At 75.0% G+C, this 14476-nt stretch carries 10 protein-coding genes; 3 read left to right on the top strand and 7 right to left on the bottom strand.

The features are described from left to right. Window positions 1-103 precede the first annotated feature (103 nt). Entirely contained in the window at window positions 104-2212 is a 2109-nt protein-coding gene (glgX, locus tag IE316_RS19580) for a glycogen debranching protein GlgX (protein ID WP_190205706.1), read from the top strand. 82 nt (window positions 2213-2294) lie between these two features. After that, complete coding sequence (gene treY / locus IE316_RS19575) at window positions 2295-4643, top strand: malto-oligosyltrehalose synthase (protein WP_190205705.1); 2349 nt, start codon at window positions 2295-2297, stop codon at window positions 4641-4643. On the opposite strand, the gene IE316_RS19570 is transcribed toward treY, so the two are convergent. From IE316_RS19570 to IE316_RS19560, 3 genes are all read right to left on the bottom strand, one after another. After that, on the bottom strand, window positions 4640-5110 hold the full coding sequence (locus IE316_RS19570; RefSeq protein WP_190205704.1) for an SSI family serine proteinase inhibitor: 471 nt from the start codon (window positions 5108-5110) through the stop codon (window positions 4640-4642). The genes treY and IE316_RS19570 overlap by 4 nt on opposite strands. Beyond that, window positions 5107-6465, bottom strand: coding sequence for a M14 family zinc carboxypeptidase (locus IE316_RS19565; RefSeq protein ID WP_190205703.1), 1359 nt, complete (start codon window positions 6463-6465; stop codon window positions 5107-5109). The genes IE316_RS19570 and IE316_RS19565 overlap by 4 nt, the downstream gene beginning before the upstream one ends. 136 nt (window positions 6466-6601) lie before the next feature. Beyond that, window positions 6602-7156 carry an FHA domain-containing protein gene (locus IE316_RS19560; RefSeq protein WP_190205702.1) on the bottom strand — a complete coding sequence of 185 codons (555 nt, stop codon included), beginning with the start codon at window positions 7154-7156 and terminating at the stop codon, window positions 6602-6604. Window positions 7157-7327: 171 nt separating this feature from the next. Here IE316_RS19560 and treZ point away from each other — a divergent pair, with 171 nt between their 5' ends. Continuing rightward, window positions 7328-9073: a malto-oligosyltrehalose trehalohydrolase gene (gene treZ, locus IE316_RS19555; RefSeq protein ID WP_190205701.1), complete on the top strand. Its 1746-nt coding sequence runs from the start codon at window positions 7328-7330 to the stop codon at window positions 9071-9073. Window positions 9074-9334: 261 nt separating this feature from the next. On the opposite strand, the gene IE316_RS19550 is transcribed toward treZ, so the two are convergent. From IE316_RS19550 to phsA, 4 genes are all read right to left on the bottom strand, one after another. After that, window positions 9335-10513, bottom strand: a complete 1179-nt coding sequence (locus IE316_RS19550) for an aminoglycoside phosphotransferase family protein (protein WP_373311239.1) — start codon at window positions 10511-10513, stop codon at window positions 9335-9337. Between the two features lie 51 nt (window positions 10514-10564). Next, on the bottom strand, window positions 10565-11692 hold the full coding sequence (locus IE316_RS19545; RefSeq protein WP_190205700.1) for an aminopeptidase P family protein: 1128 nt from the start codon (window positions 11690-11692) through the stop codon (window positions 10565-10567). Between the two features lie 179 nt (window positions 11693-11871). Beyond that, on the bottom strand, window positions 11872-12429 hold the full coding sequence (locus tag IE316_RS19540; RefSeq protein WP_190205699.1) for a PDZ domain-containing protein: 558 nt from the start codon (window positions 12427-12429) through the stop codon (window positions 11872-11874). Between the two features lie 89 nt (window positions 12430-12518). Next, window positions 12519-14405 (bottom strand): O-aminophenol oxidase PhsA, encoded by a 1887-nt coding sequence (phsA, locus tag IE316_RS19535; protein ID WP_190205698.1) that lies wholly within the window; start codon window positions 14403-14405, stop codon window positions 12519-12521. Between the last annotated feature and the right edge of the window lie 71 nt (window positions 14406-14476).

Raw genomic sequence — 14476 nt, 5'->3', positions numbered from 1 at the left:
ACCCGGCGAGGGGGGAGGAATTGCTAGGTGGCTCCGGCCGTTTTCGGGAGACTCGGAGCCAAGGCGTCCCCACCGGCACCGCTCACCTGAAAGAGTCATATTCATGCAGGTCTGGCCTGGAGAGGCATATCCACTCGGTGCCACGTACGACGGCGCCGGCACCAATTTCGCGGTCTTCACGGAGGCCGCCGACCGAGTAGAGCTGTGTCTGCTGCACGACGACGGCTCGGAGACGGCGATCGAGCTGCGGGAGAGCGACGCGTTCGTCCGCCACGCGTACCTGCCCGGCGTGATGCCCGGGCAGCGGTACGGCTACCGCGTGCACGGCGCGTACGCCCCGGAGCGCGGGCTGCGCTGCAATTCGGCGAAGCTGCTCCTCGACCCGTACGCGCGTGCGATCAGCGGCTCGATCCAGTGGGGCGAGGAGGTGTACGGCTACCACTTCGACGACCCCGACCGGCGCAACGACCTGGACTCGGCGCCGCACATGATGACGTCGGTCGTGGTGAACCCGTACTTCGACTGGGGCGACGACCGGCGCCCCCGGACGGAGTACCACCACACGGTGCTCTACGAGGCCCATGTCAAGGGCCTCACCATGCGGCACCCCGGCCTCCCGGAGGAGCTGCGCGGCACCTACGCCGCCCTGGCGCACCCGGCGGTCATCGAGCACCTCACCGAGCTGGGGGTGACGGCGCTGGAGCTGATGCCGGTGCACCAGTTCGTCAACGACCACCGCCTGGTCGACATGGGGCTGAACAACTACTGGGGCTACAACACGATCGGTTTCTTCGCCCCGCACAACGCCTACGCCTCCTGGGGCGACCGCGGCCAGCAGGTGCTGGAGTTCAAGTCCGCGGTCAAGGCGCTGCACGAGGCCGGCATCGAGGTCATCCTGGACGTCGTCTACAACCACACCGCCGAGGGCAACCACCTGGGGCCGACGCTCTCCTTCAAGGGCATCGACAACCCTTCGTACTACCGGCTCACCGACGACCCCCGGTACTACATGGACACCACGGGCACCGGGAACTCGCTGCTCATGCGGTCCCCGCACGTCCTACAGATGATCATGGACTCGCTGCGGTACTGGGTCACCGAGATGCACGTCGACGGGTTCCGCTTCGATCTCGCGGCGACGCTGGCGCGGCAGTTCCACGAGGTGGACCGGCTGTCGTCGTTCTTCGACCTGGTGCAGCAGGACCCGGTGGTCTCCCAGGTGAAGCTGATCGCCGAGCCCTGGGACGTCGGCGAGGGCGGCTACCAGGTGGGCAACTTCCCGCCGCTGTGGACCGAGTGGAACGGCAAGTACCGGGACACCGTGCGGGACCTGTGGCGCGGCGAGCCGCGCACGCTGGCGGAGTTCGCGTCCCGGCTGACCGGCTCCTCCGACCTCTACCAGGACGACGGCCGGCGTCCGCTGGCCTCGATCAACTTCGTCACCTGCCACGACGGCTTCACCCTGCACGACCTGGTGTCGTACAACGACAAGCACAACGACGCCAACGGCGAGGAGAACCGGGACGGCGAGAGCCACAACCGGTCCTGGAACTGCGGGGCCGAGGGCGACACCGACGACCCGCAGGTGCTGGAGCTGCGGGCGCGGCAGATGCGCAACTTCATCGCCACGCTGCTGCTCTCCCAGGGCGTGCCCATGATCAGCCACGGCGACGAGTTCGCCCGCACCCAGCGGGGCAACAACAACGCCTACTGCCAGGACAACGAGCTGTCCTGGGTGGAGTGGCCCGAGGACGGCCATCCGCTGCTCGACTTCACGCGCGCGATGGTGTGGCTGCGCAAGGACCACCCGGTCTTCCGGCGGCGGCGCTTCTTCCACGGCCGCCCGGTGGAGGGCACCCACGACGAGCTGTCGGACATCGCCTGGTTCACGCACCAGGGCGGGGAGATGACCCAGGAGGACTGGAACTCGGCCCAGGTCTCGGCGCTGACGGTGTTCCTCAACGGCAACGCGATCTCGGAGCCGGGGGCGCGCGGCGAGCGCATCGCGGACGACTCGTTCCTGCTGATGTTCAACCCCTCGCCCGAGCCGCTGGAATTCGTGGTGCCGGTCGACCACGGCCGCCAGTGGGAGGTCGTCGTCGACACCGCCCTGCCCGACGGCGTACCGCCCGGGACCGGCCAGAAGGTGCAGGCCGGGGACCGGCTGACCCTGGTCGACCGCAGCATGACGGTCCTCCAGCGGCCGGTGTGAGGCGGAACGGGCGTACCCGCGCGGGTACGCCCGTTCAGGCGCGGATGACACGAAACGCGGCCACGGGGGTACCTAGCTCTGCATGACACCTGAGCGCCCCCACCCGGCCCCCACGGCGACCTACCGGCTCCAGCTCCAGCCCGAGTTCCCCTTCGCGGCCGCCGCGGCGGCCGTGCCGTACCTGGCCTCGCTGGGCGTGTCCCATCTGCACCTGTCCCCCGTGCTGGAGGCGGTCCCGGGCTCCACGCACGGCTACGACGTGGTGGACCACGCGCGCGTGCGCGAGGAGCTGGGCGGGGAGGAGGGGCTGCGGGCGCTGGCGCGCACCGCGCGGGAGCACGGTCTGGGCCTGGTGGTGGACATCGTGCCGAACCACATGGCGATGTCCCCGCGGCACAACCGCGCCCTGTGGGAGGTGCTCCGGGAGGGCCCGAAGTCGCCGTACGCGCGGTGGTTCGACATCGACTGGGAGGCGCACGGCGGCCAGGTGCTGCTGCCGGTGCTGGGCGGCCCCCTGGGGGACGTGCTCGGCGACCTGCGGCCCGACGGCGACGTGCTGCGCTACCACGACCACGTCTTCCCGCTGCGCGAGGGCACCGGCGACCTGCCGCTGCCGCAGTTGCTGGACGCCCAGTGGTACCGCCCGGTGTGGTGGCGGCTGGCCCGCACCGAGCTGAACTACCGGCGGTTCTTCAGCATCTCCGAGCTGATCGGCGTCCGGGTGGAGGACCCCGAGGTCTTCGAGGCCACCCACGCCACCGTCCTGCGGCTGCTGCACGAGGGCGTGATCGACGGGCTGCGCGTGGACCACCCCGACGGGCTCGCCGACCCGGACGGCTACCTCCGCAGGCTGCACGAGGCGACCGGGGGCCGCTGGACGGTGGTGGAGAAGATCCTCGCCGACGACGAGGAGCTGCCCGGCTCCTGGCCGGTCGCGGGCACCACCGGGTACGACGCCCTGCGGCACGTCGACGGCCTGTTCACCGACCCGGAGGGGCACGGGGAACTCGTCGGGCACTACCGGCGCTTCGCGGCCCCGCAGACCGACCGGGGCGGCGACTGGGCGGCGACCGTCCGGCGGGCGGCGTACAAGGTGCTCACGCACGAGCTGGCCACCGAGCTGGACCGGCTGGTCCGGGTGGCGCACCGGCTGTGCGCCGGCTCGCCCGACCCCCGGTTGCGCGACCGGGCGCCCTGGGCGCTGCGCACGGCGTTCCAGGAGCTGCTGGTCCGCCTGGAGGTCTACCGGCCCTACGCCTCGCAGGACGCCGCCCAGGTGGTCACCGAGGAGGCGGCCCAGGAGGCGAGGCCGGCGTTCGCGGTGCCGGAGGAGGCCGGTGTGGTGGCCGTCGTACGGGACCTGGTGCTGGGCCGGGCGGGTGACGGGCCGGACGCGGCGGAGCTGCGCACCCGGTTCGCGCAGACCGCGTCCGCGCTGCGGGCCAAGTCGGTCGAGGACACGGCGTTCTACCGCTATGTGCCGCTGCTGTCGGCGACCGAGGTGGGCGGCGAGCCGGGGCGCCCGGCGGTGTCGCCCGCGCGGTTCCACGCGTACTGCGCGCGCGTGCAGCGCGACTGGCCGCTGACCGGCACGGTGGTCTCCACCCACGACACCAAGCGCAGCGCCGACGTCCGCGCGGCGCTGGCCGTGCTGACGGAGTGCCCGGAGCGGTGGGCGGACCTCCTCGCCGAGGTCGCGCAGGGCGGCGAGGCCGCGCCCGACGGGCAACTGGCGTGGGCGGCCTGGCAGACGGTGTTCGGGCTGGGCCCGGCCGACGCCGGGCGGGTGCGGGAGGCGCTGCTGAAGCACGTACGGGAAGCGGGCATGTACACGAGCTGGACCGAGCAGGAGCCGCCGTACGAGGAGGCGGTGGCCCGGTTCGTCACGGCGGGGCCGTGCGGGGCGCCCGGCGAGCGGGTGGCCGCGCTCCGGGCCGGTCTGGAGCCGCACATCCGGGCCAATGTGCTCGGCACCGCCCTGGTGCACCTGACCATGCCGGGCGTCCCCGACCTCTACCAGGGCACCGAGGGCGAGTACCGGGCGCTGGTCGACCCCGACAACCGCCGCCCGGCCGCCTTCCCGCCCGGCGACACCGGCGAGAAGGGCGCGGTGACCCGGGCGGCGCTGGCGCTGCGGGCGCGGCGGCCGGAGCTGTTCGGCGCCTCGGCGACGTACGAGCCGCTGGCCGCCGAGGGCCCGGCGGCCGGGCACTGCGCGGCGTACGTCCGCTCCGGCGAGGTCGTCACCGTGGTGACCCGGCTGTCGCTGAAGCTTGCGCAGGCGGGCGGCTGGCGGGACACCGCGCTGCCGCTCCCGCCGGGCCGCTGGACCGACCTGCTCGCCCCGGGCCGCGAGTACACCGGCCACGCGCGCGTGGCGGACGTGCTCGAACGGCTCCCGGTGGCGCTGCTGGAGCGGGTCGAAGCCTAGGAGGCCGGCGCGGGCGCGGGCGCCGGGGCGGGGGCGGCCGGGGGGTCCTCGGCCAGGGCGAAGACCGCGCCGGTGCGGGCCGCCATCACGCAGGTGTTGGGGAAGGTCCGGGTGTACTCCACCGGCCGTCCCCGCCACTGCCCGCGCGCGTGGGCGGTGACCGGGGAGTAGATCATCGGGCAGTGGGTCTCGCGCAGCGGGACGGCGGCGATGTCGCCGCCCGCCCGGTCGAGTTCCGCGCAGGCCAGGTCGGCGTGGGCGTGGCCGCGGGGCGGGTCGCACAGCAGCAGGGTGCCTTCCGTGCTGCCGCTGCGGGTGTCGCCCCGGGTGACCGTCAGGAGCAGCCAGTCGCCCGCCGGTTCCGGACCGCGTACGGTCGCCTGCGCGGGGGCGGCGCAGGCGACGAGGAGGGCGGTCGCCGCCAGCAGACCGCCCCGTACCGCTCTCGCTGTGGTGGTGTGCGTCATTCCCGGTGCATCGGCACGACGGCCCCGGAACCCCAGTCCCGCTCACCCGAACGGGAGCGGGCGCGGGGCCGCCCGGCCAGTTCGAACGCCATGAGCACCGCCCGCACCTGGTACTCGACCTGCCGCGCGACCGGTATCCAGCGGGCCGCGCAGCCCTCCCGGTAGTCGGCGCACCACAGGTCCAGCAGGTGCTCCAGCTTCGGCAGCGCCCCGGCCGGGTCGCGGCCGGCGCCGGTGACCGCCTGGTGCAGCAGTCCGGCCGTGCGCAGGGCCAGGCGGCGCCCGGCGATGCGCAGGGTGACGAGGTGGGCGGTGGTGAGCGGCGGCAGCGGGCGTCCGGTGCCGTCGTCGGTGTCGGGGTCCCAGGCGTCCGCGAGGCCGGGGCAGACCAGCAGGTAGTCGTCGACCGGGGCGAGCAGCCGGGCGGTGTCCTCGGTGGCGGGCAGGTGCGGCCGCAGCCCGGTCAGCAGGCGGCGCAGCACCCGGGTGTCGTGGCGCAGGACGCCGCTGACGGAGCGCAGGGCCGCGTCCCGGTCGGCGGGCGGGGAGCCGTCCGCCACCGCGGCCACGCCCCACATGGGGGCCTCCACGACGGCCGTGACGGTGCCGTACCGGTGCGGGTGGGTCCAGGTGGAGTCGACGGCGGCCTCGGTGATGGCGGCGCTGCGGTCGCCCCGGCGCGGCGGCGGTATCCGGTAGACGGCCGGTCCCAGTTCCGGCCAGTACAGGGCGTCGTAGGCGCCGAGCTCGCGCGGGACGCCGAGGCGGGCGGCGGTGTGGGCGAGGCGCTGGGCGAGGCCGGGCAGGTCGTGGGTCAGCTCGACGAAGCCGCCGCCCACGTCGACGCCGTGCAGCGAGCACTGGAGGAAGGGCCGCAGCTCGTCCTGGAGGGCGAGCAGCGCCCGGGTCTCGGGCAGGGCGGCGCCGGCCGGGCCGTCGGGCAGCCACTCGGGCTGCTCCAGGAAGCCGGGCCGGAAGAAGTGCCGGACGTACCGGTCCAGGGTGTACGGCCCGGCCAGCCAGCCCTCGTTGCGGCGCAGGCCGTCGGGGTCCAGGCAGAGCAGCAGGTTCCAGGTGGCGCCGTCGGTGAGCCGGGGGTCGGCCAGGGCGCGCTCGGCCAGCCGCAGGGCGGTGGCGCCGCCGACGGGTTCGTTGGCGTGCGGTCCGGCGACGACGAGCACCTGCCGGTCGCCGCGGCCGACGCTGAGCAGCAGCAGCGGGTCGCCCGCGCGGGAGGTGCCGATCCTGCGCAGCCGGGCCCGGCCGGGGTGGCGGGCGGCGAGCAGGGCGGCTGCGGCGCCCAGTTCGTCGACGGTCGGGTAGCGCAGGAGGCGCGGCAGGGCACACACCTCCACGATGCGGTGCCGACGGTCCACCGGGTGTGCACGGCGTACGCACAGTCAGTCACGAGACCGGGGGTACGTCAACACCGCGACCAGCAGCAGGCTTTCGGCCACCCTGCCCGGGGTGGCGGCCCCTGCGGAGCACGGCTCAGTGCGCCGCCAGCCGGAACGCCATCTGGCCGAAACCTATCTGGTCGCCCTCGCGGACCACGGCGGCGCCGACGACCCGCCGTCCGTTCACGGTGGTGCCGTTGGTGGAGCCGAGGTCGCGCAGGACCCACAGGCCGCCCTGGCGGCTCAGCTCGGCGTGTACGCGGGAGACCGTCTCGTGGGTCAGCCGCAGCCCGTTGGCCGGGTCGCGGCCGATGCGCAGCGGGTGGCCGGTGCCCGGGTGCGGCAGCAGCAGCTTGGGCAGCCTCTCCGCCTGCCAGGCCCGGCGCAGCTTCACGGTGAAGCCCGAGACGGCCTCCACCGCGCCGAACACCAGCCGGGAGAGGCGGCCCTCGGTGCGCAGGTCGGCGGTGAGCACGGCCAGTTCCTCGGGGCTGCGGGCGGTCAGCGCCAGCTCCATCCGGCGGATGAACGTGTCGTGCGACAGCTTGCCCAGGGCGACCCCGTCCCGGAGCACCTTCAGCGCTTTGTCGCGCTCCGCGTCGGACAACCGCTCCGCGGGGTACGTGTTGAACTCGAAGGACGACGTCACGCAGGTGATTGTCGGTCAGCGCGGGCGGGGTGTCCAGGAAAGGCCGGACGGCCGGTACGCGCGCGTGGCCGGTGACACCTGTGCCGACAGGCGCGTTCACCGGCGGAACGATCGCTTCCGCGGGACCATGGACGGGTTACGTCACCGTGTGCAGACGAAGGGGAACCGCCCGTGCAGTTCGAGGTGTGGGCACCTGAGGCCGGCAGTGTCAGGCTCCAGTGCGACGGCGTCACGCGCGCGTTGGAGCGCGATCCGGAGCGCCCGGGGTGGTGGCGGGGTGAGGCGGAGGCGCGGGACGGCTCGCGGTACGGCTTCTCGGTGGACGACGGCCCCGTGCTGCCCGACCCGCGCTCCCGCCGGCAGCCGGACGGCCCGGACGGGCTCAGCGCGGTCGTCGACCACGGGCGGTACACCTGGCGGGCCGAGTGGACCGGGCGGCCGCTGCCCGGCGCGGTGCTGTACGAGCTGCACGTGGGCACGTACACGCCCGAGGGCACGCTGGACGCCGCCGCCGACCGGCTGGAGCACCTGGTCGAGCTGGGCGTCACCCATGTCGAGCTGATGCCGCTCTGCCCGTTCCCGGGCCGGCACGGCTGGGGCTACGAGGGCGTCTCGCTCTGGGCGGTGCACGAGCCGTACGGGGGACCCGAGGCGCTGAAACGGTTCGTCGACCGGGCGCACGAGCGGGGCCTCGGGGTGGTCCTGGACGTCGTCCACAACCACCTGGGCCCGACCGGCAACTACCTGCCCTCCTTCGGCCCGTACTTCACCGACACCCACCACACGCCCTGGGGCGCGGCCGTCAACCTGGACGCGCCCGGCTCGGACGAGGTCCGCGACTACTTCGCCCAGAGCGCCCTGGCCTGGCTGCGCGACTACCGGATCGACGGGCTGCGCCTGGACGCGGTGCACGCGCTGGCCGACACGCGCGCGTGCCACTTCCTGGAGGAGCTGTCCAGGGCCGTGGACGCGCTCGCCACCGAGACCGGCCGCCCCCTGTTCCTGATCGCCGAGTCCGACCTGAACGACCCCCGGGTCATCACCTCCCGCGCGGCGGGCGGCCTCGGGGTGCACGCCCAGTGGAACGACGACTTCCACCACGCCGTGCACGCCGCGCTGACCGGTGAGGCGCAGGGCTACTACGCCGACTTCGCCCAGGACCCGCTGGCCGCGCTCGCCAAGACGCTCACCGGCGGCTACTTCCACGACGGCACGTACTCCAGCTTCCGGGGCCGCCGGCACGGCCGCCCCCTGGACCGGTCCCGGATCGCCGCGCACCAACTGCTGGGCTACAGCCAGACGCACGACCAGATCGGCAATCGCGCCCAGGGCGACCGGCTCGCCGCCCTGGTCTCCCCCGGCCTCGCGGCCTGCGCGGCGGCGCTGACGCTGACCTCGCCGTTCACCCCGATGCTGTTCATGGGCGAGGAGTGGGCGGCGGGCACGCCCTGGCAGTTCTTCACCGACCACACCGACCCGGAGCTCGCCGACGCGGTACGGCGCGGGCGGCGCCGGGAGTTCGCGGCGCACGGCTGGCGCGAGGAGGACATCCCCGACCCGCAGGACCCGGCGACCCGGGACCGCTCCTGCCTCGACTGGTCCGAGCCCGGACGCGAGCCCCACGCGCGCGTGCTGGACTGGTACCGGCGGCTCATCGCCCTGCGGCACGAGCGGCCCGACCTCACCGACCCGGACCTGGCCGGCACGAAGGTGGCGTACGACCGGGCGGCGCGCTGGCTCGCCTTCCGGCGCGGGGACATCCGGGTCGCCGTCAACCTCGGCCCCGAACCGGCGGCCATCCCCCTCGGCACCCGCCCCGCGCGCGTACTCGCCGCGTGGGAACCGGTCGAGGCACCGGGGGCGGACGGGGCGCTGCGGGTGCCTGGGGAGTCGGCGGTGGTGCTGGTGCAGGAGTAGGCGGGGATCCCCACCGTAGGAGGGGATCCCGATCGTCCCGGCGCCGGGCGCCGGGCGCCGGGCGGTCGGCGGCCGGGCGGTCGGCGGCCGGTCGGTCGAAGGGTCGGCGCCCAGGCGGTCGGCGGCTGGGGCAGTCGGCGGTCGGGCGGTCGAACGGTCGGCGCCCAGGCGGTCGGCGGCTGGGGCAGTCGGCGGCCGGGCAGTCGGCGCCCGGGCAGTCGGCGGCCGGTCGGTCGGCGGCCGGTCGGTCGGCGGCCAGCGTCAGGGTTCCGGGTTCGGGTTCGGGTCGGGGTCCGGACCCGGATCGGGGTCCGAGTCGGGGTCCGGGTCCGGGTTCGAGTCGGGGTCTGAACCCGGGCCGGGGTCCGAGTCGGGGTCCGGGTCCGGGCCGGGGTCCGAGTCGGGGTCCGGGTCCGGGCCGGGGTCCGGGTCCGGGCCGGGGCCCGAGTCCGGGCCGGGGCCCGAGTCCGAGTCGGGGTCCGGGTCCGGGCCGGGGCCCGAGTCCGGGGTTGCCTCGCGGAGTTCCGTCACGCGTTCCAGCAGGATCGGCTCCCAGGCGCGGCGCAGCCGGTCGGCGGCGCGCAGGTCGGCGTGGGCCGCGGCGAGGGCCAGGAGCGCGTCGCAGCGGGCCAGCCAGAGGCCGCGCAGGCAGGGGCGGGCGCCGTAGCCGGCCAGGGTGGCGGCGCGGACGGCGGCGGGGGAGCCGACGGCGAGCGCGAGGGCGGCGATGTCCTCCGCGGGGTCGCCGATCACCGCGTCGGACCAGCCGAGGACGCCCCGCACCCGGCCGTCGGCGCTGACCACGAGGTGCTCGCCGGTGAGCCCGTGGTGGACGAGGACCGCGGTGCCGGGCTGGGCGGCCAACTGGGCGGTGGCCGCGGGGGTGAGCTGGGCCAGCCGGGCCGGGTCGAACTCGTCGGCGGCGGCGAGCCGGCGGGCGGCCCGCTCGGCGGCCCGGCGCAGCGCCTCCAGGGACCGCGGCGCGGTGCGCGGCACTCCGAGGGCCTCGGCCTGCCGTACGGGCACCTCGCGCAGCCCGGTGAGCAGCCCGGCCAGGTCGGTCTCGCCGATGGCGGACACCTCGTGCCGGTCGGCCCGGCCGCCCCGGACCCGGGCGTCGAGGGTGCAGGTCAGGCCGGGCACCCACTCGCCGTGCGCCACGCTCACCGGGACCGCGACGGGTAGGTGCGGGCGGACCAGGTCGCGCAGGCGCAGCTCGCGGCGCTGGCGGACGGCGGCCTCGCGGTCGGGGGCGAGCCGCAGCACATGGCCGGTGCCGACCCACCACGCGACCGGCGCGGCGCCCTCCCTGACGGGCCGCACCTCGGTCCCGGCGCCCGTGCCGCCGGAACCGCCCCCGCCGTCGCGGTCGCCGCCGCCGAGCAGGGAACGGACCAGTCTGCGGACGGTGTCCGCGGTGGGTGTCGGTGCCTGGGTCATGGTCGCGCCGTTGTCTTCCGGGACGGTCGGGGAAGCGGACGGGGGAAACGGTCAGTCCACGACGACCAGTTCCCGCACGGTGTCGTTCAGCCGCCCCCCGCCGTCCTCGGTGACCGTCACGATGTCCTCGATGCGTACCCCGAAACGGCCGGGCAGATAGATCCCCGGCTCCACCGAGAAGCACATGCCGGGCACCAGGGGCCGCTCCTCGCCCTCGATCATGTACGGCGGTTCGTGGGTGGTGACGCCGATGCCGTGCCCGGTGCGGTGGATGAAGTACGCGCCGTACCCGGCCTCCTCGATCACCGCGCGGGCGGCCCGGTCGACGTCCTGGCAGGCGGCGCCCGGCCGTACCGCCCGGAAACCGGCCTCCTGGGCCGCGCGGACCACATCGTGCACCCGGCGCTCCTCGGCGGTGGGCTCGCCGACGTGGACGGTGCGGGAGGTGTCGGAGCCGTAGCCGCCGAGCAGGCCGCCGAAGTCGAGGACGACCATGTCGCCGTCCTCGATGACCCGGTCGCCGGCCTCGTGGTGCGGGTCGGCGCCGTTGGGGCCGGAGGCGACGATGGTGAAGTCGACCACCGAGTGGCCGTGCGCGCGCAGCAGCCCGTCGAGGTCGGCGGCCACCTCCGACTCCCGGCGGCCCCGGAAGGGCAGCGCGCGGAGGTCCTCGAAGGCGGCGTCGGCCGCCGCGCCCGCCGCGGCGAGCAGTTCCAGCTCGGCCGGGTCCTTGACGGCGCGCAGCATCGGCAGCGCGTCGGTGAGGGAGGCGTAGCAGGTGCCGGGCAGGGCGCGCTGGAGGCCCAGCAGGTGCATCGCCCAGGCGTTGTCGCTGATCCCGAACCGCCCCGAGCCGTCGAGCAGCGCGGCGGCGACGGCGTACGGGTCCTTGCCGTCGGTCCAGTCGCGCAGGGTCAGCGCGGGCGCACCGGGGGCCCGCGCGGCGTCGGGGGCCTCCAGGGCGGGGACGACCAGGGCGGGGTCCTGCCCGGGGGTGAGCACCAGGAGGGTGAGCCGTTCGGTGACGGCGGTGGGCGCGTAGCCGGTGAGCCAGACCAGGTCGGGGCCCGGTGCCACCAGCAGCCCGGCCAGCCCGGCGTCGGCCGCCGCCCGGACGGCGCGCTCCATGCGCGCCCGGTAGTCGTCGGCGGTGAAGGGAGCGGGCGTGCCACCGGTCATCCGGGCCTCCTGAACCACTGCGCTGGGACCGCTGCGAGGGAACCACTGGGAACTGGGACGGGACCACGGCCGTGACCGGGTCATGGTCCGGCCATGGTCCTACGCAGCATCCTGCCCGCAGCGGGGAGGCGGCGCGAGCCGGTTGACGAGGCCGGGTCCGCCGGTCCGTCCGGGGCCCGTCAGGTGACGACCCCCGGAACGGCCGTCAACTGCTGGTAGCCGCCGCTCGCGTGGCGCACCGTGAGCCGCACCGCGCTGCCCGGACGGGCCCCGGCGACGGCACGCGCGAGGTCGGCGGCCGAGTCGACGCGGGCGCGGCCCACCGCGAGCAGGACGTCGCCCCGGACCAGGCCCGCCGCGTATCCCGGGCCCGGCACATGGACCCCGACGACGCGGGCGCCGGGCCCCTCGTCGTCCACCGCCTCCACACCGAGCGTCGCGGTGACGCGGGCGGACGGCGGGGCGGTCACGGCGGCCGGGGACGCGGTGGCGGCGGGAGCCGCGGTGTGCTGCCGCAGTTCGGCGAGCCGGCTCATGCCGATCACCGTGGTGCCCAGCGCGCCGAGCCCGGCCCCCGACAGGACCAGGACGGTCCCGACGAGCAGACCGGTCAGGACGGTGGTGAGCCGGCGCCGGCGGCGGCGCACGGGCCCCGGACGCCGGGCGGGTGCCCGCCCGGCGCGGTCACCGGGGCCCTGACCGGGGATCGGTTTGGGACGCAGCGCTGTCTGTTCCATGGTTCGCCTCCGCCGGGAGCCCTACCCGGGCCGCCGGCGGCCGACGAGCCACGAACGAGTGAGACTGACCCGGCGTCAGCCGGTGCGGGTCAGCCGGTGTGGCCCTCCTCGTGTCCGCCGTGCCCGCCGTGCCCGCCGTGGTCGAACTTCAGCGCTTCCGGGGGCAGCACGACGAACGGCCGCATCATGCCCATGTCCTCGTGCTCCAGCAGGTGGCAGTGGTACATGAACCGCCCGTAGGCGCCGTCGAACCGGCCCATGATCCGCAGCATCTGGCCGCCGGGCACCCGGTAGGTGTCCTTGTTGCCCAGTTCGTTGGGGGCCGGTGTGAGGGTGGTGCCCGCGTCGTACCGGATCGGGGTGCGGGTGCCGCCGAGCGCCGGGTCGAAGCCCGAGACGTCGTAGGCGTCGCGGCCCAGGAGCTGGAAGTCGGCCAGGTGGACGTGCATGGGGTGGACGATCGGCGCCAGGTTGAGGAAGCTCCACTGCTCGTGGCTGCCCTCGGCGATGGTGAAGCCGAGCGCGTCGTTGAACGTCCGTGCCGTGCGCCGGTAGGTGCGGGTGGTGCCGTCGGGGCCGGTGACCTGGACGACGCCCTCGGCGGGGAGCGGGACCGAGCCGGGGTCGGCGACCTCGGTCATCTCCCAGATTTCCGGGTGGCCGCCGGCGCCCTTGGTGCCGGGCGGGGTGAGCAGGACCAGCCGGTGGCCGTGCCCGATGTCGTGGGTGAGCCGCCGGAAGGAGCCGGAGAGCACCTCGGGCAACTCGAAGGCGTCCTCGGCGCAGTCCTCGCCGACCCGGAACTCCATCACGTCCGGGTACCGCACGTCCCCCTCCGGGTCGGGCACACCCGCCGGCTGGTTCGGCCCCTTGTCGACCAGGCGGAGGGTGCGCCCGGCCAGCCCCCGGAAGTCCACGAGCAGGTCGAACCGCTCGGCCGGGGCCGCGGGCAGCGTCGGCAGCTCGGGCCCGAAGACCGGGACCGGGCGCGGCAGCAGCCCGCCGTCGCTGCCGATCTGGTGGACGACGCCGGGCACCGGGTTGTCGTCCTCGTCGATCAGCACCAGGTCGTAGATCCGCGCGTTGGACGCGTTGACCAGCCGGAAGCGGTACCAGGCGGGGTCCACCTCGGCGTACGGCCAGATGCGGCCGTTGACCGTGGTGTACGGGCCGGTGAAGGGCAGGGTGACCGGCTTGCCCGTCTCCGGGTTGCTCTCCTGGACGATCACCGTCTTGTGCAGCAGCCGTCCGTTGAGCCGGCCGTCCTCGTCGGTGTCCAGGTTCCGGTCGGCCAGCAGCAGCGGTATCTCGCGGTCCCCGCGGGGCAGCCGCAGGGCGTCCTCCTCGTCGTCGCGGACCAGGTAGGTGCCGTACAACCCGGTCATCACGTTCCACCGGGTGATGTTCATGGCGTGGTCGTGGTACCACCACTGGACCGCCTGGTGGTCGTTCGGGTACTCGGAGAGCTGGGCGTCGCCGGAGCCGACCGCGTTGTCCGCCCAGCCGTCGTTGCCGCCGCCGGTCTGGGCGCCGTGCAGGTGGGTCACGGTCCAGGCGGGCAGGGCGGTGACGTCCTTGTTCGGTTCGGCGCCGCCGCGGCCCGGTTCGGTGCCGGCGGGCGGCTCGCCCCGGCCGCGCACCGGGACCTCCACCGAGGTCACCGGGTACTCGCTGTCCTTGGGGACGCGGTTGGTCCAGGCGATGCGGATCCGCTGTCCGCGCCGGACCTCGATGGTCGGGCCCGGCACCTGTCCGTCGTAGCCCCACATCAGGGTGGGCGGCAGTTGCGGGTGCAGCCGCACCCAGGTGGGGCGCACGGCGATCTCGGTCACGCGCGGGGCGTCACCGGACGCCGGGCGCAGGACGGGCGGGACGGTCAGCGGCGCGACGTACGGCGTCAGTTCGGTGACCGCCGCGGCCGGCTCCCCCACCGGTCGCGCGGTCGTGCGGACGGGCCTGTCGATGATCTCGGTCAAGGTCGAACACCCCCCGTGTTCCGTTGCTTGTTCACCTCACAGGAGAAGACTCGCGCAACCGCCGGGAAGTT

The organism is Streptomyces fumanus (assembly GCF_014655295.1).
GTDB lineage: Bacteria > Actinomycetota > Actinomycetes > Streptomycetales > Streptomycetaceae > Streptomyces > Streptomyces fumanus.
The sequence above is the reverse complement of the archived record's forward strand: the minus strand, read 5'-3'. Positions and strand labels throughout refer to the sequence as shown.

What these genes read in the sequence shown, in the direction of transcription:
- glgX (WP_190205706.1), top strand. Translation starts at nt 104, where the DNA reads ATGCAGGTCTGGCCTGGAGAGGCATATCCACTCGGTGCCACGTACGAC.
- treY (WP_190205705.1), top strand. Translation starts at nt 2,295, where the DNA reads ATGACACCTGAGCGCCCCCACCCGGCCCCCACGGCGACCTACCGGCTC.
- IE316_RS19570 (WP_190205704.1), bottom strand. Translation starts at nt 5,110, where the DNA reads ATGACGCACACCACCACAGCGAGAGCGGTACGGGGCGGTCTGCTGGCG.
- IE316_RS19550 (WP_373311239.1), bottom strand. Translation starts at nt 10,513, where the DNA reads ATGACCCAGGCACCGACACCCACCGCGGACACCGTCCGCAGACTGGTC.
- IE316_RS19545 (WP_190205700.1), bottom strand. Translation starts at nt 11,692, where the DNA reads ATGACCGGTGGCACGCCCGCTCCCTTCACCGCCGACGACTACCGGGCG.
- IE316_RS19540 (WP_190205699.1), bottom strand. Translation starts at nt 12,429, where the DNA reads ATGGAACAGACAGCGCTGCGTCCCAAACCGATCCCCGGTCAGGGCCCC.